The 20,500-nt window shown below is 70.9% G+C and carries 25 protein-coding genes and 1 pseudogene; 11 read left to right on the top strand and 15 right to left on the bottom strand.

The features are described from left to right. Positions 1–76: 76 nt before the first annotated feature. Positions 77–562, top strand: a complete 486-nt coding sequence (locus CHC05_RS32675; protein ID WP_089254488.1) for an SUKH-3 domain-containing protein — start codon at positions 77–79, stop codon at positions 560–562. A 17-nt stretch (positions 563–579) separates the two neighbouring features. Here the strand turns inward: CHC05_RS32675 and CHC05_RS32680 are convergent, their stop codons facing one another. Further along, positions 580–1,191, bottom strand: coding sequence for a hypothetical protein (locus CHC05_RS32680; RefSeq protein WP_089254489.1), 612 nt, complete (start codon positions 1,189–1,191; stop codon positions 580–582). Between the two features lie 161 nt (positions 1,192–1,352). On the opposite strand from CHC05_RS32680, the gene CHC05_RS32685 reads away from it, so the two are divergent. The 3 genes and pseudogenes from CHC05_RS32685 (at position 1,353) to CHC05_RS32695 (ending at position 2,957) form a co-directional block, all read left to right on the top strand. Then, positions 1,353–1,814: a VOC family protein gene (locus tag CHC05_RS32685; RefSeq protein ID WP_089254490.1), complete on the top strand. Its 462-nt coding sequence runs from the start codon at positions 1,353–1,355 to the stop codon at positions 1,812–1,814. A gap of 6 nt (positions 1,815–1,820) precedes the next feature. After that, positions 1,821–2,006 (top strand): annotated as a pseudogene (locus CHC05_RS32690) (sigma factor-like helix-turn-helix DNA-binding protein); the annotation flags it as partial. Positions 2,007–2,441: 435 nt separating this feature from the next. After that, positions 2,442–2,957, top strand: coding sequence for a hypothetical protein (locus CHC05_RS32695; protein WP_089254492.1), 516 nt, complete (start codon positions 2,442–2,444; stop codon positions 2,955–2,957). Between the two features lie 42 nt (positions 2,958–2,999). Here the strand turns inward: CHC05_RS32695 and CHC05_RS32700 are convergent, their stop codons facing one another. Beyond that, a complete protein-coding gene (locus tag CHC05_RS32700) occupies positions 3,000–3,500 on the bottom strand; it encodes a DUF4395 domain-containing protein (protein WP_218824760.1) in 501 nt (166 codons plus the stop codon). A gap of 58 nt (positions 3,501–3,558) precedes the next feature. Here CHC05_RS32700 and CHC05_RS32705 point away from each other — a divergent pair, with 58 nt between their 5' ends. Next, positions 3,559–4,050, top strand: coding sequence for a beta-class carbonic anhydrase (locus CHC05_RS32705; protein ID WP_089254494.1), 492 nt, complete (start codon positions 3,559–3,561; stop codon positions 4,048–4,050). After that, positions 4,051–5,193 (top strand): LLM class flavin-dependent oxidoreductase, encoded by a 1,143-nt coding sequence (locus CHC05_RS32710; RefSeq protein WP_089254495.1) that lies wholly within the window; start codon positions 4,051–4,053, stop codon positions 5,191–5,193. It abuts the gene before it with no gap. On the opposite strand, the gene CHC05_RS32715 is transcribed toward CHC05_RS32710, so the two are convergent. Genes CHC05_RS32715 through CHC05_RS32725 form a run of 3 tightly spaced genes read right to left on the bottom strand, consistent with a single transcriptional unit; the run spans position 5,190 to position 6,894 of the window. Beyond that, positions 5,190–5,570: a RidA family protein gene (locus CHC05_RS32715; RefSeq protein ID WP_089254496.1), complete on the bottom strand. Its 381-nt coding sequence runs from the start codon at positions 5,568–5,570 to the stop codon at positions 5,190–5,192. The two genes, CHC05_RS32710 and CHC05_RS32715, sit on opposite strands and share 4 nt — an antisense overlap. Before the next feature lie 50 nt (positions 5,571–5,620). Further along, positions 5,621–6,559, bottom strand: a complete 939-nt coding sequence (locus CHC05_RS32720; protein ID WP_245871334.1) for an NADPH:quinone reductase — start codon at positions 6,557–6,559, stop codon at positions 5,621–5,623. A 41-nt stretch (positions 6,560–6,600) separates the two neighbouring features. Further along, positions 6,601–6,894 carry a hypothetical protein gene (locus CHC05_RS32725; protein WP_089254497.1) on the bottom strand — a complete coding sequence of 98 codons (294 nt, stop codon included), beginning with the start codon at positions 6,892–6,894 and terminating at the stop codon, positions 6,601–6,603. Positions 6,895–7,033: 139 nt separating this feature from the next. Here CHC05_RS32725 and CHC05_RS32730 point away from each other — a divergent pair, with 139 nt between their 5' ends. The 3 genes from CHC05_RS32730 (at position 7,034) to CHC05_RS32740 (ending at position 10,486) form a co-directional block, all read left to right on the top strand. Next, positions 7,034–8,395 carry an FAD-binding oxidoreductase gene (locus CHC05_RS32730; RefSeq protein ID WP_089254498.1) on the top strand — a complete coding sequence of 454 codons (1,362 nt, stop codon included), beginning with the start codon at positions 7,034–7,036 and terminating at the stop codon, positions 8,393–8,395. A gap of 9 nt (positions 8,396–8,404) precedes the next feature. After that, positions 8,405–9,004, top strand: coding sequence for a TetR/AcrR family transcriptional regulator (locus CHC05_RS32735; RefSeq protein ID WP_089254499.1), 600 nt, complete (start codon positions 8,405–8,407; stop codon positions 9,002–9,004). An 87-nt stretch (positions 9,005–9,091) separates the two neighbouring features. Continuing rightward, complete coding sequence (locus tag CHC05_RS32740) at positions 9,092–10,486, top strand: FAD-binding oxidoreductase (protein ID WP_089254500.1); 1,395 nt, start codon at positions 9,092–9,094, stop codon at positions 10,484–10,486. 10 nt (positions 10,487–10,496) lie between these two features. Here the strand turns inward: CHC05_RS32740 and CHC05_RS32745 are convergent, their stop codons facing one another. The 5 genes from CHC05_RS32745 to CHC05_RS32765 all read right to left on the bottom strand — a co-directional run bounded on the left by CHC05_RS32745 (position 10,497) and on the right by CHC05_RS32765 (position 15,354). Further along, on the bottom strand, positions 10,497–10,958 hold the full coding sequence (locus CHC05_RS32745) for a hypothetical protein (RefSeq protein WP_089254501.1): 462 nt from the start codon (positions 10,956–10,958) through the stop codon (positions 10,497–10,499). A gap of 16 nt (positions 10,959–10,974) precedes the next feature. Next, positions 10,975–12,165, bottom strand: coding sequence for an ABC transporter permease (locus tag CHC05_RS32750; protein WP_089254502.1), 1,191 nt, complete (start codon positions 12,163–12,165; stop codon positions 10,975–10,977). Then, the gene (locus CHC05_RS32755) at positions 12,162–12,857 is read right to left on the bottom strand and encodes an ABC transporter ATP-binding protein (protein ID WP_089254503.1); all 696 of its coding nucleotides are present in this window, start codon (positions 12,855–12,857) and stop codon (positions 12,162–12,164) included. The genes CHC05_RS32750 and CHC05_RS32755 overlap by 4 nt, the downstream gene beginning before the upstream one ends. Further along, entirely contained in the window at positions 12,854–14,029 is a 1,176-nt protein-coding gene (locus tag CHC05_RS32760) for an efflux RND transporter periplasmic adaptor subunit (RefSeq protein ID WP_245871335.1), read from the bottom strand. The genes CHC05_RS32755 and CHC05_RS32760 overlap by 4 nt, the downstream gene beginning before the upstream one ends. Positions 14,030–14,127: 98 nt before the next feature. Continuing rightward, complete coding sequence (locus tag CHC05_RS32765) at positions 14,128–15,354, bottom strand: efflux RND transporter periplasmic adaptor subunit (RefSeq protein ID WP_179266480.1); 1,227 nt, start codon at positions 15,352–15,354, stop codon at positions 14,128–14,130. A 178-nt stretch (positions 15,355–15,532) separates the two neighbouring features. Between CHC05_RS32765 and CHC05_RS32770 the strand changes: the two genes are divergently transcribed. Further along, the gene (locus CHC05_RS32770; RefSeq protein ID WP_089254506.1) at positions 15,533–16,135 is read left to right on the top strand and encodes a hypothetical protein; all 603 of its coding nucleotides are present in this window, start codon (positions 15,533–15,535) and stop codon (positions 16,133–16,135) included. Positions 16,136–16,137: 2 nt separating this feature from the next. Here CHC05_RS32770 and CHC05_RS32775 read toward each other — a convergent pair whose 3' ends face one another. The 3 genes from CHC05_RS32775 to CHC05_RS32785 are packed head-to-tail and all read right to left on the bottom strand — an operon-like array spanning position 16,138 to position 19,030. Then, on the bottom strand, positions 16,138–17,526 hold the full coding sequence (locus CHC05_RS32775; protein ID WP_089254507.1) for a CotH kinase family protein: 1,389 nt from the start codon (positions 17,524–17,526) through the stop codon (positions 16,138–16,140). Further along, positions 17,526–18,203 carry a DUF4956 domain-containing protein gene (locus CHC05_RS32780; protein ID WP_089254508.1) on the bottom strand — a complete coding sequence of 226 codons (678 nt, stop codon included), beginning with the start codon at positions 18,201–18,203 and terminating at the stop codon, positions 17,526–17,528. Before CHC05_RS32780 ends, CHC05_RS32775 begins: the two co-directional genes overlap by 1 nt. Positions 18,204–18,208: 5 nt before the next feature. After that, positions 18,209–19,030 (bottom strand): polyphosphate polymerase domain-containing protein, encoded by an 822-nt coding sequence (locus CHC05_RS32785; RefSeq protein ID WP_089254509.1) that lies wholly within the window; start codon positions 19,028–19,030, stop codon positions 18,209–18,211. Between the two features lie 199 nt (positions 19,031–19,229). Between CHC05_RS32785 and CHC05_RS32790 the strand changes: the two genes are divergently transcribed. Beyond that, entirely contained in the window at positions 19,230–19,574 is a 345-nt protein-coding gene (locus CHC05_RS32790; protein WP_089254510.1) for a hypothetical protein, read from the top strand. A gap of 67 nt (positions 19,575–19,641) precedes the next feature. Here the strand turns inward: CHC05_RS32790 and CHC05_RS32795 are convergent, their stop codons facing one another. Both CHC05_RS32795 and CHC05_RS32800 read right to left on the bottom strand, forming a co-directional pair. Next, positions 19,642–19,881, bottom strand: a complete 240-nt coding sequence (locus tag CHC05_RS32795; RefSeq protein ID WP_089254511.1) for a 2TM domain-containing protein — start codon at positions 19,879–19,881, stop codon at positions 19,642–19,644. Between the two features lie 66 nt (positions 19,882–19,947). Continuing rightward, the gene (locus CHC05_RS32800; RefSeq protein WP_245871336.1) at positions 19,948–20,397 is read right to left on the bottom strand and encodes a hypothetical protein; all 450 of its coding nucleotides are present in this window, start codon (positions 20,395–20,397) and stop codon (positions 19,948–19,950) included. Positions 20,398–20,500 lie beyond the last annotated feature (103 nt).

Below are 20,500 nucleotides of genomic sequence, written 5' to 3' on the forward strand. Positions count from 1 at the left end.
GACCCCCACTCGCCGCACCGACACTCCGGCCAGCAGACTAGTCGACGGAGATCGATATTGAAGGGGGTTGGTCCGGATGATCGGCACGTGGCCTGGGGATCGCCCCGAGGGCTTGCAGGATGCGCTGGCGGGTGCCTTGAGCGTGGGCATCGGCGACCTGGACCTGGATTCCGCCCGTCGTGGGTTCCTCGCGGAGGGCTACGACTTTCCGACCTGGCTCGCCGCATTCGTGGCTCGCTACAGCGAGCTGAAGGTGGTGTGGCGTGCGACCCGCGGCGGCGTCAACGAGCTGGACACCTCGGTGGTGGCTGCCCTCGATGCCACGCACGGCAATGTCCGACTCTTCGGTCAGAGACTCGGCAAGCGCGTACTCCCGGTTGGCATGGTCTTCGAGACGGAGGAACAACTCCTGCTGGCCGCGAACGGCGAGATCTGGATCGGAGGCGATGCGGGTCTGCAGCGAGTCGGCCCAGATTTTGAGGTCAGCGTCAAGTCCCTGATCAACAACGACTGGGACAAGACCTTCGTCTACCGCGGCTACTCGACGCCCGGCACGTGGTGACGGTCGGCGCGAGTTGCTCATCCCATCCGGAGCTGGCTCTCCGGGCGGACCGCGTCGCCGGGACGTGGGCCTGACGGCAGGCGATGTTGCCGGTAGAAGGCATTGGCGCTCGGCAGGGCGAGCAGGACGAGCGCGACCAGCAGAGCGGGCGAGGCGATGAGGCCCGCCACGGTGGAGGCCGGCTCGACCCAGTCGGGCGTGGACTCGGCGGCGAGCGCACGGACCCGGTCCCAGTCGGTCGAATCCGCTGCGTCTCCCGGGGGAGATGGGATGCGGCCCAGGGCGAACCAGCCGCCGGCGACCGCGAGCGTCACGGAGCCGACGGCCCAGGTGGCGACGCGGGTCCAGTTCCAACCCCCGAGGTTGAGCAACCCCAGCGTGGCGACGGCCAGCGCGACCAGCGACACGACCAGGCCGACGACCATGAGGAAGACGATCGCGAGACCGGCGAACCCACCCGGCGTACCGGCGGCCTCGTGGGCGCCCAGGTAGGCGTTCTGGCTTATCGCCTCCGCCGTGACCTGCCACAGCCGCGCCAGGCCGCTGCACACCAACAGCACGCTGGACCCGATGACGACGGCCGGAGCCCGGAACCGGGCCACCTCGAACGTGAAACCCTCTGTCCACATAAAACGGATGTTATGTCGCCCCGTCCTCGGCGATCACCGAATGTGATGATCATCGCTGGCCACGTACGCAGGCGGAAATTTGTTCTGCTCGTGGTGTCGATCCGGGGGCTGCTCGTTCGACGCGTTGGGGACAGGCGCCATCACCAGGACAGGAGCAGGCCATGCAGAAGATCACCCCGTACCTCTGGTTCGACGGTCAGGCAGAGGAGGCCGCCGCCCATTACGTGTCCATCTTCAAGAACGCTCGGGTGGTCGACGTGGCCCGGATGGGTCCGGAGGGGCCCGCGCTCACCGTGACGTTCGAGATCGACGGTCAGCGGTTCGTCGCCCTCAACGGCGGTCCGCAGTTCACCTTCACCGAGGCCGTCTCGCTCTACGTCGGCTGTGCCGACCAGGCCGAGGTCGACGAGCTCTGGGAGCGGCTCTCCGAGGGCGGCGAGAAGGGACAGTGCGGCTGGCTCAAGGACCGCTACGGCCTGTCCTGGCAGGTGGTCCCGGACGTGCTGGGCGAGCTGATGAGCGACCCCGACCCGCGCAAGGCCGCCCGGGTCGGACAGGCGATGATGACCATGACCAAGATCGAGATCCAAGGGCTGCGGGACGCGTACGCCGCGGCCGGTTAGCAAGGTCCTCCCCGGCAGCGCGCGGTCCTCGTCCTGCGGTTCTACGAGGACCTGACCGAAGCGCAGGCGGCGGACGTGCTCGGCTGCTCGGTCGGCTCGGTCAAACGCCACGCGTACGACGGCCTCGCACGCCTGCGGCGTACGTCGCCGCACCTGTTCGACGAGGTTCGGGCCGAGGAGCACGTGCGATGACCGATCGGGTACGGGAGGCGCTGCACGAACTGGCGGACAGCGTCGAAGCCTCGTCCCTGTACGACGGTGCCATCGCCCGCGCCCGTCGCCGCAAGCACCGCGGGCTCGTCGGTGCGGTCGCCGTGGTCGTCGCGCTGCTGGCGGTGGCGGTGCCGGTGTTGAGGTCCGCGGTCAGTCCGGCCGCTCCCCTGGTCGCCGGACCGTCGCTGCCGGACCGTGTCGGCGCCCCACACTGGGGCACGCCCTCGGTCACGTCGTCACCCGCCGGCGCGGCCGTCGTGGTCTTCGGCGCCCCCGCCTGGTGGCTCACCGGGAGCAAGGGTGTGCTCGCCGTCGCCTCCCGCACCGGAGCGATGGTGAGCACGTTCGCCGCCGACGGCGGGGCGCACCTCGCGGGCAAGGGGTCCTGGACGCGACGGTCGAGGACTGACCCTGTTGCGGCAACGCCGATGCTGCGCCGGCGACGCCTATCCGTCCCGCTGGCAGTTGACCGTGGTCGACCCCGCGACCGGCGAGCCACGGCCGGCGGCCTCTGCGCTGCCCGAGCTCCCTGGCCTGATCGGGGTGCGGCTGCTCGGGTGGTCGCCGTCCGGCGAGGCGGTGGTCGCCGCGCTCCATCCCGAACCGGATAGCCCCGTCGTCGGCTTCGACACCGCCGCGGACACGCTCTCGCTGGCGCATGTGCAGTTCACCGACTCCCAATGGGTACGCGCGGTCACCGTGCTCGCCGTCGGCGCCGGCACGCGTACCCTGTTGACAGCTCCGGACCAGGAGATGCTCTCCGTTGACGTGGCAGACCAGCTCATCGCCGGCGGCCGGCAACGAGACGGGCAACCGCCCGACGGCCTGAGCCCGCGGTTGACCGCGATCGGCATAGGGGTCGCCGCCGCGCTGGTCAGGGAGCGTCGCGTGCAGCGCGAGCCGGAGGTCAGCGGCCATGGGCCTTTCTGATGGTCATGACTCCATGATCACATACGCCCGCCGCAGCCGCGCTCACGACGCCGCTGGTGAGCGGCGCAGGGTGATGTCGTTGCATTGCTCGCAGACGGACTCGGGGATCACGTTGGCGCGCATCAGCGCCGCGAAGATGACGCAGCCGATGCAGAACGCGAACACCGACTCGAGGGTGGCCGCCACGAGCACCAGGCCCACGAAGACCTTGCCCGCGGTGGCCAGGCCGAAACCGACCCAGAGCACCGCGGCCGTCGTGGTGATGACCGCGCCCATGCCCTGCGCGAACCGCTTCGGCGGCCCCGGGACGGGCTTGGCCGCGACCGGCAATCTCGGCGTGACGACGCGGGTCACGAGCTGCCCGAGCGGCGACAGCGTCGGGCCGGTGGCCACCCGGGCCAGGAATCCGTAGGCCATGACGACCGTCAGCCACCGCAGGTCGAAGACCAGCGCGACCGCCGCCATGATGACGACGCCGCCCGCGACCAGCCGCGCCGAGACCTCGTTGACGGGGTTCGGGAAGCTGAACACGTTGCTCACCACCCGCAACATCCTACTGCACCCCTGGACCATTGCCTACTAAGTCGGTAGGATTGATTGGGTGACCACTACCGACGAACTGCTCGTCAACGCCGCCCACTACGCCGACGCGTTCGACAAGGGCGACCTGCCGCTGCCCCCGGCCCGCCAGGTCGCCGTCGTGGCCTGCATGGACGCGCGGCTGAACCCGTACGGGCTCCTCGGCCTCACCGAGGGCGACGCCCACGTGATCCGCAACGCCGGCGGCGTGATCACCGCCGACCAGCTCCGCAGCCTCGCGATCAGCCAGCGGCTGCTGGGCACCACCGAGATCATCCTGATCCACCACACCGACTGCGGGATGCTGACCTTCACCGACGACGCGTTCAAGGCCGCCATCCAGGCCGAGACCGGGCAGAAGCCGGCATGGGCCGCCGAGGCGTTCACGGACCTCGACGAGGACGTGCGCCAGTCGATCCGCCGCATCCAGGCCGACCCGTTCATCCCCGTCAAGGACTCGGTCCGGGGCTTCGTGTACGACGTGCGCACGGGCCGTCTGCACGAGGTCAAGTAGATGGCCCTCACGTTCCACTGGTTCCTGCCGACCTACGGCGACAGCCGCTACATCGTCGGCGGTGGGCACGGCCTGCCGGCCGGCGTGGCCGCCGGTGCCCGCCCCGCCACCCGCGCGTACCTCGGTCAGATCGCCCGCACCGCCGAGCAGCTCGGGTTCGTCGGCGCTCTCACCCCGGCCGGCGCCTGGTGCGAGGACGCCTGGCTGTCGACGGCGATGCTCGTCGAGGCGACCGAGCGGCTGAAGTTCCTGGTCGCTTACCGGCCCGGCCTGCTCTCACCGACGCTCGCCGCCCAGATGGCCGCCATGTTCCAGCGGCACTCCGACGGGCGGCTGCTGCTCGACGTCGTCACCGGCGGCGAGGCACACGAGCAGCGCGCGTACGGCGACTTCCTCGACAAGAACGCCCGGTACGCCCGCTGCGCCGAGTTCCTCGCGGTCGTGCGCGGGCTCTGGCGCGGCGAAGAGGTCACCTACGCCGGCACCCACATCACGGTCGAGGGCGCGACGATCCCCCGCGTGCCCGACCCCGTGCCACCCGTCTACTTCGGCGGGTCGTCGCCGGCCGCCGGGACCGTCGCGGCCAAGCACGCCGACGTCTACCTGACCTGGGGCGAGCCGCCGGACGCGGTGGCCCGCAAGCTCGACTGGATCCGCGGCCTCGCCGCCCCGCGCCCGGTGCGGTTCGGCATCCGCCTGCACGTGATCACCCGCGACACCTCCGAGCAGGCCTGGGCGCAGGCACGCAGGCTGCTCGACGGCATCGACGACGCCGACATCGCCACCGTGCAGGCGGGCCTGGCCCGCAGCGAGTCCGAGGGCCAGAAACGGATGCTCGCTCTCCACGGCGGTCGCCGCGACGACCTCGAGGTGTCACCGAACCTGTGGGCGGGCGTCGGCCTGGTCCGCGGCGGTGCCGGCACGGCGCTGGTCGGCAGCCACCAGGAGGTCGCCGACCGCATCATCGAGTACGCGGACCTCGGCATCGACGAGTTCATCCTCTCCGGACACCCGCACCTCGAAGAGGCGTACTGGTTCGGCGAAGGCGTGCTGCCGATCCTGCGGGCCCGCGGACTCTGGCAGCATCCGGCCGGCGAGCAGACCGAGGAGAGCCTCGCCGTCCCGTTCGCCGCGGCGCGTTAAGGGAGCACGGCGATCCCCTCGATCGACACCAGCAGGCCGTGTGGCAGCTGGACGTTGGCCGGTGCCGAGCGCGCCGGCGGCGGGTCGGGCATGTGCCGGGCGTACACGGCGTTGAGCCGCGCGAAGTCGTCCACATTGGCGTAGAAGATGGTCGTCTTCACCAGGTCGGCGAGGGAGGCGCCGGCGGAGGCCAGCACGGCGCCCAGGTTGAGCAGCGCCTGCTCCGTCTGGGCCTCGATGCCTTCCGGGATCTTGCCGGTGGCGGGGTCGATGCCGGCCATGCCGGAACAGAACACGAAACCACCGGCGACGATCGCCTGGCTGTACGGCCCCAGCGCGGCCGGCGCGCCCTCACTCGAGATCGCTTGTCGGGTCATCCCGAAACTCTAGGGAGTCGCGACGCCCGATGGAGTCGGGTTCAAGACCGTCAGATGTCCACAACGACGCGGCCCCGGGAGGCGCTGGTTTCGGTGAGGTCGTGGGCGTCGGCGATGTCCGCCAGCGGCAGCCGGGCCGCGATCGGATAGCGCAGGTCGCCCGACACCAGGGCGGCAGTCAGGTCCTGAGCCGCGGCCTCGTTCGCCTTCTCCGGGAAGTCGTCGTTGCTCAGGAAGCGCACCGTGATGTTCTTGAAGCCCAGCTGCCAGAACGGGATGCGCGGCTCGGTCGCGCCGGTCGCGTACGTCGCGATCACGCCGTTGTAGTCCAGGATCTCCAGGTTGGTCGCCAGGTTCGTGTCGAACGCGAGCTCGGCCACCCGGTCGACCGGTTGGCCGCCGGTGAGCTCGAGAATCCGCGCGGCCACGTCGCCGGATGCCGTGTCGACCGCCTGGTGCGCGCCCGCCGCAACGGCCTGGTCGACCTGGTCCGGGGTGTGCACCGTCGCGATCACCGTGGCGCCGCCGCGGCGGGCCACCGCCACCGCCGCTCGGCCCACCGCGCCCAGTGCGCCCGTGACGACCACCCGCTGGTCGGTCACCGGGCCGTCGGCGAAGATCGCCCGGTGGCCCGTGATGCCCGGGATGCCAAGCCCGGCCGCCTGCTCGTCGGGCACGCCGTCCGGCAGCGGGACGGCATGGTGCGACGGGACCACCGTGTACTCGGCGGCCGTGCCGAACGGGCGGTACGACTGGGCCAGGTAGACCCAGACCCGCGAGCCGATCCGTGACCGGTGGATCCCCGGGCCGACGGCGTCGATCGTGCCCACGCCGTCGCCGTGCGGGATCACCCTGGGGTACGGCATCGTCGACCCCCACCAACCCTGGCGCTTGCCGACGTCGCCGACGTGCACCCCGGAGACCGACACCCTGACCCGGACCTCACCCGGGCCCGGTCGCGGATCCGGGAGCTCTCCGACCTGGAGCACCTTATGTGCCGGTCCTTGCCGGTCGTACCATGCCGCCCGCATCACAGCTCCCCCTCCGTGGTGCCCTCCTCGGAGCTGACCACCTCGGCGATCAGCGCGAAGAACGCCTGGATTCCGGGCCGGTCGGCGCCCCGGCGCCGCGACTCGGCGAAGTCCTCGTGGGCCCGCCAGAAGACGATGTCCAGCCACTCCTCGGCGCTCAGGCGGACCAGTCGCGCGCCGAGGAAACCGGCGCGGTCGCTCGAGAAGTCGCGCAGCATGGCCGGTCGCGCGGCCAGCAACGCGTCGGCGCGTGCCTCGGGCACGCGGAAACGGGTCAACTCGACTGTGCTCATGATCCCTCGATCCCTCCGTGTTACCCACGAACATAGTACGAAACCGTGACTGTCACAAGCTTGTACTAAATAGTGATGACGGCAACATCCCAGGTCAAAGCCTTGATCCACGGAATCGGTACGGAGATACCGTATTCGCATGAGCACTCCGGAACTGCTGGCCGACGTCCAGGGACCCGTTCTCTTCCCGGGCGACGCGGGCTTCACCGAGGAGGCGGCGGTCTTCAACACGGCGGTCTCCCACGATCCGTACGTGATCGTCGGAGCCACCAACGCCGAGGACGTCCGGGCCGCGGTGCGCTTCGCCCGCACGGAAAACCGCCTCGTCGCCGTCCTCAACACCGGTCACGGCCCCTCCCAGTCCGTCACGCGGGAAGCCGTCATGATCACGACCAAGCGCATGACGGGTGTACGCGTCGACGAACGGACGCGCACCGCCCGGGTCGAGGCGGGTGTCCACTGGGGACAGGTGGTCGAAGCGGCCGCGAGGGTCGGCCTCGCGCCACTCGCGGGTTCCTCGCCACAGGTCGGCGTCGTCGGCTACACGCTCGGCGGAGGCGTGAGCGTCTCGCTGGGGAGAGCCTTCGGCTACGCGGCCGACCACGTCCAGGCCGTCGAGGTCGTGACCGCGGACGGCGCGCAGCGCCGGGTCACCCCGGAATCCGACCCGGACCTGTTCTTCGCGCTGCTCGGTGGCAAGGGCAACGTCGGCGTCGTCACCGCGCTGGAGTTCGACCTGTTCCCGGTCTCCGAGCTCTACGCGGGGTCGCTGCAGTTCGACGGGGACTGCGCGGCCGAGGTGCTGCGGGCGTACTGCCTGCTCACCGCCGCGGCGACCGACGAGCTGACGTCCTCGATCGTCTTCCTGCACGCACCGGACCTGCCGTTCGTCCCCGAGTTCATGCGGGGCAAGCTCAGCGTCTTCGTGCGGCTCGCCTACCTCGGCACCGACGGTGACGCGCTCGTCGCCCCGCTGCGGGCCGCCGGCCCGGTGCTCGCCGACACGCTGACCACGATGCCCGTTGCCGACATCGCCAGCATCACCAACGACCCGACCGACCCGGGCACGTCGGTCGAGCACTTCGCCATGCTGGACGAGATCTCACCGTCCACCATGGAGACCATCCTGGAGCTCGCCGGCCCCGACTCGGGCGGAGGCATCACGCTGGTCAACCTGACCCACCTCGGTGGCGCCTTCGGCCGGCCTCCGCAGCACCCGAACGCCGTGCGCCGGGACGTCGCGTACGCCTTGTTCGCGCTGACCGTCGTGCCGCCCGGCGCGCCGCTTCCCGAGCGGGACCTGGCGTTCGAGCTGACCAGCCGGCTCACGGGCCCGGCGGGCAAGAAGCATCCCAGCTACCTGGCGCCGGCCGACGCCTCGGTCGCGGGCGTGCGCCTGGCCTACGACGACGAGACGTACGAGCGGCTCCGGACCGTGAAGACCCGCTGGGACCCGCAGAACATGTTCCGCTGGAACTACAACATCCCGCCCCGGGTCTAAGGGGGCCCCATGCCGACGCGACGACGACGGGCCGGCGGCACCAAGCGGGCCGCCGTGCTGGACGCCGTGGTGACCGTGCTCGCCGAGCGGGGCTTCGAGAACACCCGGTTCACCGACGTGTCCCTGGCCAGCGGCGTCGCGATCAGCACGCTCCAGAACTACTTCGGGTCGCGCGAGGACATGGTCATCGAGGCGATGGAGGTCTTCACCGAGCGGGAGGTGGCGGCCCTGGAGGCGATGTCGGCGGCCGAGGCCGACCCGTGGCGCCGGCTGGTCGTTCTGGTGGACCGCAGCCTCCACAACTCCGCGGCCACCCGGCGGGTCCTGGTCGAGTTCTGGCGGTCGGCCATGCGGGACGACGACATCGGCGCGCACAGCGCGGGCGTGCGGACCCGCTACCGGGAGCCGTTCCTGGCCGCCGTGCGCGAAGGCGTGCAGCGGGGTGACTTCACGCCCGCGTACGACGCGGACACCGTCACGGACCTGCTGCTGTCGACGCTGGCCGGGCTGACGATCTTCGCCGTGCAGCGCGGTCCCGCGCCGTCGCCCGAAGGCCTGCGCGACGTGCTGCTCGCCGAGCTCAGATCGGTGCTGGGCGGCAAGGGCTGAGGCTGGATACCGTCGAGGCACGTCCCCCGGTCGGATCCGCACCACGTCCGCGTGAAGCGGGCGAACGCGACCAGAAGGGGCCACGGCATGACGTACGTTATCGACAGGTCTGATCTCGGGCGGCTGGCTTCGGAGGTCCGCGGCCCGGTCCTCGCCCCCGGCGACGACGACTACGCCGAGGAGACCGCCACCTGGAACCAGGCGCAGGTCGAGCGCCCGGCGGTCGTGGTCGGTGCGACGAACGTGGCCGACGTGCAGGCCGCGGTGCGCTTCGCGGGCGTCAACGACCTGCCGGTCGCCACGGTCGCCACCGGGCACGGCGCGGTCGTGGCCTCCGACGGCGCGGTCATGGTCAACATTCGCCGGCTCAGGGACATCGTGGTCGACACCCCGTCGCGGTCGGCGACCATCGGCGGTGCCGTCACGGCCAAGTCCCTGATCGACGCGGCGTTCCCCGAGGGCCTGGCACCGCTCGCCGGCTCGTCACCCAACGTCGGCGTGGTCGGCTACGCCCTCGGCGGGGGCCTGAGCTCGACCCTCGGCCGCACCTACGGCTGGGCCGCCGACCACGTGCGGTCCGCCGACATCGTCACCCCGGACGGCGAGCTCCGGCACATCGACGCCGGCCACGAACCGGACCTGTTCTGGGCGATCCGGGGCGGCAAGGGGAACTTCGGCGTGGTGACGTCGCTCGACCTCGACCTCGTCCCGACGACGGAGCTGTACGGAGGAGGCATCTACTTCGCCGGCGAGCACGTCGGTCCGGTGATCGACGCGTTCCGCCGGCTGGTCGCCGAGTCGCCGCAGGAGCTGACCCTCTCGTTCGCGTTCATGCGGCTGCCGGACCACCCGGACGTCCCGGAACCCCTGCGCGACCGGTTCACCGTGCACGTGCGGGTCGCCTACCTCGGCCCGCCCGCCGAGGGCGAACGGCTCGTCACGGGCCTCCGCGCGGCGGCGCCGGCCCTGGCCGACACGGTCGCCGAGATGCCGTACACCGAGATCGCCGCCATCCACCAGGACCCGCTCGACCCGGTGCCGACGTACGAGATGTCGACCCTGCTCAGCGACTTCCCCGCCGCGGCCGAACAGGCGCTGATCGACGTCGCCGGACCGGGCGTCGACACTCCCGCCGCGATGATCGAGATCCGCCAGCTCGGCGGCGCGTTGGGGCAGGACCCGAGCGTGCCGAACGCCGTGGGCAACCGCGACGCCCGCTTCCAGCTCTTCGGCGGGGCGTTCGGGGCCGGTCCCGGCCTGGGCGACCGGTTCCGCGCGCCGCTCAATGCCATCTCCGGCGCGCTGGCACCGTGGTCGACGGGTCACCAGCAGGCGAACTTCCTGACCGGGTACGACCTGGCGCCCGAAGCCGTGGCCCGCGCCTACGAACCGGCCACGTACCACCGGCTGCGCGACGTCAAGCGAACCTACGACCCCGGCAACATGTTCCGGATCAACCACAACATCCCGCCGGAGCCGTAGGTCCTGAGTCCTATTTGGACTTCGCCACCGCCGTCGCCGGGGTCGAGCCGTCGGCGCCGCCCGACACGCTGACCTTGTCGCCGGCCTTCAGGTCCTTGAGCTTGCCGGGCAACGAGACGGCGGTGTCGGCGTCGGTGCGGACGGTCACCACGTCGCCGGACTCCGTCTCGACGTACACGGTGGTGCCGTCGACGAGCTTGACGGTGCCGGTCGTCGTCTCAGAAGCGGCCCCAGCGTTGCCGCCGCGGGCCGAACCGCCGCCCGGGAAGGCCGTCGGAGGCGTGAAGCCGCCCTGGCCGCGGAACCCGCCGCCACCGGGCCCGGCGGCGGGCTGGTCGCCGTACGCCTTCTGGACCTGGATGCCGGACGCGAACCCGCCGACGAGCAGCAGCGCCAGCGCGAGCACGACAGTCCACCGGTTCCACCACCGGCGGCTCGCCGTGGCGGCCAGCTGTGCGTCCAATGTCGTCACAAGACTCTCCCGGGTGTCACTCGTAACGGAGGGCGTCGATGGGGCGCAGGCGGGCGGCGCGGTTCGCGGGGACGCTGCCGAAGAACAGGCCGATCGCGACGGAGACGCACAGCGCCAGGGCGATCGAGCTGGGGACGATCACCGGTCGCACGCCGACGATCGTGAAGCGGCTCCCGATCAGCGCGGCGGCCACGCCCAGCCCGCCGCCGAGCAGGCTCAGCATCGTGGCCTCGGCGAGGAACTGGGTGAGGATCACGCGGCGGGGCGCGCCGAGCGCCTTGCGGATGCCGATCTCGCGGGTCCGCTCGGTCACCGTGACCAGCATGATGTTGGTGATGCCGATGCCACCGACCAGCAGGCTGATCCCGGCGACCGCGCCGAGCAGCGTGGTGAACGTGTCGGCCGTCTCCGTCTGCGTCTCCAGCAGCTGGGAGGCGTTCTGGATGCGGTACGGCTGGCTAGTCGAGCCGGCGGGCACCTGCACCCGCTGCGACAGGATCAGCGACACCTGCGACTGTGCGTCGGCCACCTTCGCGCTCGAGGCGGCCTCGACGACGATCGAGTTGTAGGCGCCGTACCCGGTCAGCGTCTGCTGCACCGCCGTCAGCGGTGCGATCGCGAGGTCGTTGGCGTCCATGAAGCCGGAGGCGCTGCTCTTCTCGTCGAGCACCCCGACCACGGTGAACAGCGCGCCGCTGACGGTGAGCTCCTTGCCGACCGCCGCAGTGCCGGGGAACAGCTCGTCGGCGACGGTCTTGCCGATCACCACGACCCGCCGGCCCTGCGCCACGTCGTCGTCGGTGAACGCCGCACCCGTGCCGACGGGCGAGTTGGACGCGCCGAAGTAGCTCGGGTAGCTGCCGACGAACTGCTGCACCGCGTGGTCGGTGCCCTGGTAGGTCAGCGTCGCCTGGGTGCTCACCACCGGCGACACCGACGTGACGTCGGGCGCGAGCACCGGGTCGTGCAGCGCCTGGGCCACCGCGGGCGTGAGCACCTGGCCCCCGCCTGTGCCTTGCACGGTCAGGGTCTTGGTGCCTAGCGCCTCGATCCGGTCGGCGACCTGTTGCGCCGACCCGTTGCCGACCGCGACGAGCAGGATCACCGCCGCGACACCGATCAGGATGCCGAGCATGGTCAGGCCGGAGCGGAGCTTGTTGGCGCCGATTCCGCGTACGGCGAAGCGGAGCACCTCGAAAAGGCTCATGCCAGGATCCGATCCTGCTGTACGTCGGAGGCGATCTGACCGTCGAAGAGCCGGATCAGCCGGCTGGCCCGGGCGGCCACGTCCGTCTCGTGGGTGATCAGGACGATCGTGCGGCCGGCGGCGTGCAGGTCGTCGAAGATGCGCAGGATGTCCTCCGTGGACCGGCTGTCGAGGTTGCCGGTCGGCTCGTCCGCGAGGACCAGCGCGGGCTCGGTGACCAGGGCCCGGGCCACCGCGACCCGCTGCTGCTGGCCACCGGAGAGCTGGTTGGGCTCGTGGCCGGCCCGATCGGCCAGGCCCACCATGTCCAGCGCGACCAGCGCCCGGCGGCGGCGCTCGGCCGCCTTGACGCCCGCGTACGCCAGCGGAAGCTCCACATTGGCCACGGCGGTCGTACGCGGGATCAGGTTGAACGACTGGAAGACGAACCCGATGCGCCGGTTGCGGACGAGGGCGAGCTGGCGGTCGTTGAGGCGGCTGACGTCGACGCCGTCGAGGAGATAGCGGCCGGCGGTCGGGATGTCGAGGCAGCCCAGGATGTTCATCAGGGTCGACTTGCCGGAGCCGGACGAGCCCATGATGGCCACGTACTCGCCGGGCTCGACGTCCAGGGAGACGCCGCGCAGGGCGTGCACGGTCGCCGCGCCCTCGCCGTAGACCTTCGTGACCGCGCGGATGTCGAGGACGGTCACCGGCCGCCTCCGAGGCGCGCGCCGCCACCGTTGCGTCCGCCGCCGGAGAACCCGCCGCCGCCCGGGAAGACCCCGCCGCCGGGCCCGGTGAACCCGCCCTGGTTCGACGTCGTCGACGGCAGCGTGACCACGACCTGGTCACCGGCCGCGAGCCCGGACCTGATCTCCGTCGCGCCGTCGCCCTCGAGCCCGATCTCCACCTGGCGGGTGACCCGCTGGCCGTTCTCCAGCACGGTCACGACGTGCCGGTTGCCGCCGCCGGTGACCGCGGCCGAGGTCACGTAGACGACGTTCTCGGCCTGCCCGACCGTGACGGACACGTTGACGCTCTGGCCGACGCGTACTCCGTCGGGCAGCTTGTCGAGCGTGAAGGTCACGCCGTACGTCACGACGTTGTTCTCCGACGTGGCGTTCGGGTCGATGGTGGCGAGCTTGCCCGAGGTCTGCGCGCCCGGCAGGGCGTTCCAGGTGACGGTGCCCGCCTGGCCCGCCTTGAGCTTGGTGGCGTCGGTCTCGGAGACGGAGGCGGACACCTCGAGCTTGGTCAGGTCGGCGATGTCCATGAACCCGTCCGAGCTGGTGTCGTCGCTCCCGCCGCCGGTCGAGCCGTTGCCGCCCGTCGAGCCGTTGCCGCCGGTCGAGCCGCTGCCCGAGGCCTGCCCGCCGACCGTGCCGTTGACCGCGGTGATCGTGCCGGCGCGCGGCGCCTTGAGCGTGGCGCCGGCGACACCGTCCTGCGCCTCGTCGACGGCCGTTTCGGCCTGGCTCACCTGGGCCTCGGCCTCCGAGGTGTCGCCGCCGGCGTCCTCGGCCCGGTCGAGCGCGGCCTGCGCGGCGTCGAGGTCGGCCCGCGCGGCGTCGAGCTTCCGCTGTGCCGCGGTGTCGTCCACGGTGGCCAGGACCTGCCCCTTCTTGACCTTGTCGCCCACCTTGACGCGGATGTCGGTCACCGTGCCGGAGGTTCCGAACGAGGCGCTGGCCGTGGCCGAGCTCCGCACCGTCCCTGAAGCGGAGACGGTGGCCGTCACGGTGCCCTGCGCGGCCGCGACCGTGCGGGTCGTTCCGGACGTGGGCTCGGCCGCCTCGGCTCGGCCGAAGGAGGTGTACGCCCACGCGCCCGCGCCGGCCACTGCCAGCGCGAGCACGACGTTGACCACGAGCGCGGGGGACATACCCGGTCTCGGAAGGGATCGGAGCATGCGCGCCAGCTTGGGGCAGCCGGCTCGGAGCCAGCCTCGCGCCACCTCAAAGCTCCCTGGGAACGCCGGGCTCAGTTGCCGGCCAGCACGACCTCGTCACCCTCGGTGAGACCGGAGGTGACTTCGGTGTACTGGTCGCCGCGCAGGCCGACCCCGATCGCCCGGGTCTGGTCGCCGGTCGCGGTTCTGACGACGGCGTTCCCATCGGCGCGTACGGCCGTGGAGGGCACGCGGAGCACGCCGGCGGCCTCGCCGGTGGTGACGCGTACGCTCGCGCTCTGGCCCACCAGCAGGTCCGCCGGGCTCGTCTCGAAGGCGAGCACCACGCCGTAGCGGACCATGTTGCCATCGGCGGTGCCGACCGGGCTGACCGTGACGACGCGGGCGGCGAGCTCGTCACCCGGGTGGTTGGCGAGCGTGACGGTCGCGGTCTGGCCGACGTCGAGCCGGTTCGCGTCGGCCTCCGGGAAGTCGGCCGCCACCTGCATGCCGGCCACGTCGGCCACGGACACGAAGGTGCTGCCGGCCCGGACGTCCGTGCCGACCACGCCGGCCACGGTGAGGACCTTGCCGGCGATCGGCGCCTTGATCTTCGTGCCGGCGAGCTGGTCCTCCGCCTCGGCGAGCGCGAGCTCGGCGCTGTTGACCCGCTGCAGCGCGGAGAGCACGGCGTCGCCGCCGCGTTGGTCGGCGCAGCCCTCGCTCGTGCCACCGCCGCCGGGCCCGGAGCGGGTCGGATCGGTCGTGCGCGGCGGCTGGCGGGGCGGACTCGTCGTCGGCCGGCTCGGTGACGGGGACGTGGTCGGCTGCCCGCTCGGTGACGGGGAGGCCGACGGGCTCGGGGAGGTCACGTAGTGGACCGGCGCGACCCGGTCCCCGCCGCCGCCGGCCGTGCAGGTCGTGGCTCCGCCGTCGTCCGCCTTGTCCAGCGTGTCCTGTGCCTCGTCGAGCGACCGCCGGGCGTCGTCCACCCGGTCGCTCGCGTCGGTGGCGTCCACCTCGGCCAGCACCTGGCCCGTCTTGACCTGGTCGCCGGCCCGCACCTTGACCACCGTCACGGTGCCCGCGACCGCGAAGCTGAGCGTGCGCGTCTCGGCGGGTTCCAGCGATCCGGTCGTCGCGACGGCCGTGACCACGTCGCCCCGGTCGACCCGAGCGGTGCCGGCCTTGGCTGACGGCGCCGGGTCGTCTCTGGTCAGCGCGTACGCGCCGGCGGATGCGGAAACGACGACCAGCGCCACGGCAGCGCACACGGCGAACCGCGCGCGCCCGTGCCAGATCTTGCGGCGAACGCCCATGAGCCGCGAGTCTCGGCGACCCACCTCGCAGGCCGCTGAGCCGTACCTCGGAGTTTCCTCAAAGTCGATTCGAAGGTTTTTCCGAGCTTGGCCTGACGGCGCGTGGAGGTTGCCGCGGTCCCATGGGCCGGCGTGCCGCGGATCCCACCCCCGCGGCACGTCCATGAATGGAGGACCCGTGTCCCGTAAGCGATGGACGCTCGCCCTGGTCGTCGGCTCGGCGGCCCTGTTGCTGACCGCCGCCTGCGGCTCCGACAGCGGTTCCGGAGACGGGGGCACGGCCGCCGGTCCGGCCGGGGCCAACGCCTACTTCGACTGCCTGCGGCAGAACGGCGTAGACATCCAGGGCTTCCCGTCCGGCCGGCCCACGGCGTTTCCCTCCGGTCGGCCGTCCGGGCGCCCGAACGGCTTCCCGTCCGGGCGTCCCACCGCCTTCCCGTCCGGGCGCCCGACCGACTTCCCGTCGGGCCGGCCGGGCGGCGGGCGGATGGGCGGCGGGCGGATGGGCGGCGGCTTCCGGCCCCAGGGCGTCGACGACGCGACCTGGCAGAAGGCGCAGGAGGCCTGCCAGTCGGTGCGTCCGACCGGCGGGCCGGGCGGCGAGAACGGGCGGGGCGGCCCGGGTGGCGGCGGCAACCGGGGAGCCGGTGCGGCGTACCGCAACTGCCTCTCCGACCGGGGTGTCGAGCTCACGGCCAACCCGAGCACGGCCGACCCGAAGGTCGCCGCCGCCATGCAGGCGTGCGCGGTGCTGCGCCCGTCCGCGTCCCCCACTCCGTAGCGTCACGCGCTGTCTGTCTGCTGCTGGATGGCCGTGCGGAGCTGCTCGGCGTCGCTGGTGGTCTGCTGCGCGTCGTAGCCACCGACCGTGGACAGGACCTTGGCGATGCGGTCGAGCGAGCTCAGCGCGGTGCCGTCGCCGTAGATCTTCTGGTAGAGGTCGCGGTGGGCTTCCTCGTACACCGTCTTGAACGCGGCACTGGCCTGGAAGCGCTCCTTGAGCTTGTTGCCGCCCATCCCGTCGAAGCCGCCCCCAGGTCGCTGGCCACCGTCCGGACGCTCCATGCCCTCGGGCGGTTGGAAGCCCTCGGGCATTTCCATGCCGTCCGGGGGCCGGAACCCGCCTCCCATCGAGGAGAAGGTCAGGTTGTAGTCCCAACCCACGACCGTGAACGTCTTCGTGTCCAGGTCGTACCAGAGGTAGTAGTTGCGGCCCGGACCCGCCATGTCGTCGAAGTTCATCAGCAGGTCCTGCACGGCCACGTAGCGCGCGAAGGCCGCCACGTCGACGTGCTCGCCGAGCTTCGCGTCGAACTCCGCGTCGCTGGCGCTGTTGACCCACTTGACCAGGTTGATCACGGGCTGGAGGTCCTGGCTGCCCTTCTTGGTGATCTGCTCGAAGTCGTCCGCGTACGCCGTCTGATCGTCGCCCTGGTCCGTGAACTGGCTGGTGGCCAGGCTCTTGTAGAGCACGCCGTCGCCGCCGGGCAGGCCCTCGTCCGGGTGGTCGACGATCAGGCGGGCCGTGGTGGGCCGGTCGTTGACGGTGAAGCTGGAGTAGGCGTACCGCTGCGCGGGCTGTCCGGTGGCGGCCAACACGTCGAGCGCGAGCGCCTCGTTGAGCACCGTGCTGCCGCCGCCCATGCCCGCGACGCGTACCGCGATCTCCCGATGTCCCTGATAGCGCCGGCCGTCGACGAACTCGTCGAAGCGGATCAGCCACGGCAGGTTCTCGGGCTCCTCCGCCTTCAGCGAGGCCCGACCTTGGCCGAACCTGCCGGACCGGGCCTGGCCGTCGCGGGTCAGCCCGGACAGGGTGGAGTTGCCCTTCAACCGGATGCCGACGCTGGGCAGGGCGGTACCGTCGACCGTGACGTCCGCCTCCAGGAAGCTCTTCTCGCCCTCCTCGAAGTACTCGTCGAGCAGCCGCTGGTAGTCGTCCGCACGGAAGGTCAGCGTGATCTCGTGCGCCTTGGTGGCGTCGAAGAGGTCGGTGGTCCCCGCGATGTCCTGCGTGACGTCGTCGCTCGTGCTGTCGCTGGCGCTGGTCACCAGCGGCGTCACGCGCACGGTGCTGAACACCACCGCCGACACCACGAGGAAAACCACGCAGGCGGCGAGCAGCTTCCAGTACTGGCGGATCCGTGGCGGAATGCGATGTCGGAGGGCCATCACAGGTCCGTCTGGTCGTAGCCGGTCAGCACCGTGACCCGCTGCCCGCCGGTCCGCTCGCCGAGCGCGCTGATCAGCTGGCCGGGCTCGTGGCCCTTGCGCAGCCGCACCGTGTACATGAGCTCGGTAAGCGCGCCGCCCCGGATCGACTCGATGCTGACGAGCTCGAACTCGCTGGTGTGCGCGATCAGCACGTCCTGGATGTGCGCGACGTAGTCACCGTCCGGCGGCACCTGGACCTTGACGACCTGGCGCTGGATGTTCGAGGCGAACCAGTTGAAGCGGTACATCACGAGGATGACCAGGCTGATCGCGACGGCGGCCACGATGGCGAGGGTGTAGAACCGGGTGCCGGCGGCCATGCCGACGCCCATCACGAGGAAGATGAACCCGACGTCGCGGGTCTCCTTGATCGCGTTGCGGAAGCGCACCACCGACAGCGCGCCGACGAGCGCGAACGCCCGGGCGATGTTCGAGCCGACCACCAGCATGATCAACGCGATCAGCATGCCGAGGATGACGAGCGTCTGCACATAGGACTGGCTGTACGAGATGTTGCGGTGGGTGAACCGATAGACCCAACCGATCAGCACGCTGAGTACGAACGACAGCGACAGCGAGATGGCGATGTCACCGACGCTGAAGGTGCCGGACAGATCCTGGACGTCGAACGGCATGTGGGTCAGACCTCGATCCTGGTAGCGGTTGCTTCGTCGGGCACGTGGAAGACCGAGCGGGGTGCGCGCCCGAAGGCCTCCACGCTCTGGCAGTACTTGGACATCCGGACCACCGACAGGTTGAGCTCGGCGGCCAGGTCGGTGAGCCAGTACGGGACGCGCTCGTTGGCCTTGAACTCGACCACCGCGAGGCGCGCCGGCACGATGAGCCGGTTCTCGGCGTCGGCGCCGAGGTGGAAGTCGCGGTCGCGGCCGCGGACGCGGTGGTCCAGCGTGACGCGCAAGCCGGCGTCGGCGCCGCGGCCGACGAATGCCTCGCGCTGGTAGCCGGTCGTCGCGATGGGCCGCAGGTCGAGGCCGCAGAGCAGTTCCAGGACCTCGTCGAGGAACGGATCCTGCGCGACCTTGGCTCGGCCGTCGCAGAGCTCACGGGCCAGGCGGTAGGGCAGCGCCAACCGGCGCTTCTGCGTGACCCGGTTGACCCGCTGCTTGATCTCGACGTACACGGCGGTGTCGTCGTCTATTGTGGATCGATCGCCGTAGTGGCGGATCCGCAGCTTCCGCCGGAACCGCAGCCCCTCGATCTTCTCCCAGTAGAACCGCAGGTCGCGGGTGTCGTAGTAGAGGCTCCACACGCCGTAGCCGCCGCTGCCGGCGCTGTGGCTATCGGGCTCCATCCGCCCGGCAAGCACCCGCCGCAACGCGGGCACAGCGGTGACGGGCAGCAGATACTTGATCTCGTATCGGTTGAACGCGTGCAGCCTGCTCGCCGCCCGCAGCGCGTGACCGCCCCCGTCGTCGTTACCGGTCGGATCGAGCGATCGCATAGTCGAACCCGTCTCTAGTCAGCAGAGGCGAATAGGACATTTGCAACCGGAACTGAAAGCTACCTATGAACCAGCTTCGAAAAACAGGTGAACGCCAGGTAGCCAAATCGCCCGGTAGGCGCGGACGCCATGCGCTCTGGACCGGGCGGTCCCGACCCACCTCCGGCCACCTGAACCAGAACCTGGGACGATCATTGGCATGGACGCGAGGCCCCTGACTCAGCGAGAGCGAGCGGTGCTTGAAGCGCTGTTGACCGTCGACTTCCCGAACGTCGACACCCTGCGGCGCGAAACGGCGGAAGTCGTCGTTGTTGACATATGCGGCTGTGGCTGCCCCTCCATCGACTTCCAGCCTGGACGCGGTCTCGGGATGACCATAAGAGTCAATGCGGGCGTTCGTGGCTCCTATGAAGGGCTGTTCCTCTACACGATCGAGGATCCTCAGCGGGGGGAGGTCCTCGGCGGCATCGAATATCTCGGCGTCGAGGAGACCAACCCAAATGAACTTCCCTCGCCCGAACTGCTCAACATCCGGGCTGCTTGACCCTCCAACCCACCCAGCGCTGAGGTGCCGACCAGCGGTGACTTTCCTGACGAGGGAGCGAGATCGCCTAGTAGCGGGCGCGCATGTCCTGCACCGCGCGCATGGCCTGGCCCGAGCGCACCGCCCAGATGTGGAAGCCCAGGCCGATGGTCCAGCCGAGGAACGACCACAGCGGCCAGAAGAAGTGGTCCGGCGTGAGCAACCACCACAACACCACCTGCGCCGCGATGCCGACGACGTAACAGAGAACGTGGACCCACAGCCCGACCCGCAGAGCGTTGTCGCTCATCTTCGATTTCTTGTTCATGGCGACACGCTAGGTCCACGCACTTGACGCCGACGGAACAGCTCCGCGGCGCCCGTTCAGTGTCCGTCAACGCTCCCACGGCGGCACGTGGCGGCGCAGGTAGTCGAGCGCGCGCGGCAGCGGATCCGCCCAGTACTGGTCCGGCATGCGGTGCGCGTGCGTCGCGCAGAACTCGGCGAGGCCGGTCGTGATCGTGGTTCGTTCCAACGGCCGGCCCTCGTGGGCCTCGTTGACCGCCAGCAGCGCCGACTCGGGACTCCAGCCCGAGTGGTCGAACGCCCACGTGCCCCATCGGGCGTACACGTGGAAGACCTGGTCTTCGACCCGGAGCGCCTCGATCGCGATCGGCCGGTCCGGGTAGGCGGCCCGACAGGTCCAGGCAAGGATGTGGCAGGCGCCGGCGGCGAAGAACGCCTGGTCGGTCCGGTCCCAGGAGACGTGCTGGTCCGAGCGCTCCAGCGGCGTGCGACGAAAAATGCCTGCCGCCCGCGCGCCGGCGGAAGATCGGGATATCACCTCCACAGGGTGCCAGGATGCCGACGACATACGCGGACCTGGCAAGCGGAGCGCAGCGGAGCGGTCCCTCGCGGGAGGAACGGTCCGGACCACCGCGGACCCG

It is taken from the genome of Asanoa hainanensis (genome assembly GCF_900188485.1).
Lineage (GTDB): Bacteria > Actinomycetota > Actinomycetes > Mycobacteriales > Micromonosporaceae > Asanoa > Asanoa hainanensis.

Bases quoted from the DNA above. Each gene is read 5' to 3' on its own strand.
- CHC05_RS32750 (WP_089254502.1), bottom strand. From the start codon at position 12,165: ATGAGCCTTTTCGAGGTGCTCCGCTTCGCCGTACGCGGAATCGGCGCC.
- CHC05_RS32735 (WP_089254499.1), top strand. From the start codon at position 8,405: ATGCCGACGCGACGACGACGGGCCGGCGGCACCAAGCGGGCCGCCGTG.
- CHC05_RS32795 (WP_089254511.1), bottom strand. From the start codon at position 19,881: ATGAACAAGAAATCGAAGATGAGCGACAACGCTCTGCGGGTCGGGCTG.
- CHC05_RS32775 (WP_089254507.1), bottom strand. From the start codon at position 17,526: ATGGCCCTCCGACATCGCATTCCGCCACGGATCCGCCAGTACTGGAAG.
- CHC05_RS32715 (WP_089254496.1), bottom strand. From the start codon at position 5,570: ATGACCCGACAAGCGATCTCGAGTGAGGGCGCGCCGGCCGCGCTGGGG.
- CHC05_RS32790 (WP_089254510.1), top strand. From the start codon at position 19,230: ATGGACGCGAGGCCCCTGACTCAGCGAGAGCGAGCGGTGCTTGAAGCG.
- CHC05_RS32740 (WP_089254500.1), top strand. From the start codon at position 9,092: ATGACGTACGTTATCGACAGGTCTGATCTCGGGCGGCTGGCTTCGGAG.
- CHC05_RS32780 (WP_089254508.1), bottom strand. From the start codon at position 18,203: ATGCCGTTCGACGTCCAGGATCTGTCCGGCACCTTCAGCGTCGGTGAC.
- CHC05_RS32725 (WP_089254497.1), bottom strand. From the start codon at position 6,894: ATGAGCACAGTCGAGTTGACCCGTTTCCGCGTGCCCGAGGCACGCGCC.
- CHC05_RS32680 (WP_089254489.1), bottom strand. From the start codon at position 1,191: ATGTGGACAGAGGGTTTCACGTTCGAGGTGGCCCGGTTCCGGGCTCCG.
- CHC05_RS32785 (WP_089254509.1), bottom strand. From the start codon at position 19,030: ATGCGATCGCTCGATCCGACCGGTAACGACGACGGGGGCGGTCACGCG.
- CHC05_RS32710 (WP_089254495.1), top strand. From the start codon at position 4,051: ATGGCCCTCACGTTCCACTGGTTCCTGCCGACCTACGGCGACAGCCGC.
- CHC05_RS32760 (WP_245871335.1), bottom strand. From the start codon at position 14,029: ATGTCCCCCGCGCTCGTGGTCAACGTCGTGCTCGCGCTGGCAGTGGCC.
- CHC05_RS32765 (WP_179266480.1), bottom strand. From the start codon at position 15,354: ATGGGCGTTCGCCGCAAGATCTGGCACGGGCGCGCGCGGTTCGCCGTG.
- CHC05_RS32685 (WP_089254490.1), top strand. From the start codon at position 1,353: ATGCAGAAGATCACCCCGTACCTCTGGTTCGACGGTCAGGCAGAGGAG.
- CHC05_RS32730 (WP_089254498.1), top strand. From the start codon at position 7,034: ATGAGCACTCCGGAACTGCTGGCCGACGTCCAGGGACCCGTTCTCTTC.
- CHC05_RS32675 (WP_089254488.1), top strand. From the start codon at position 77: ATGATCGGCACGTGGCCTGGGGATCGCCCCGAGGGCTTGCAGGATGCG.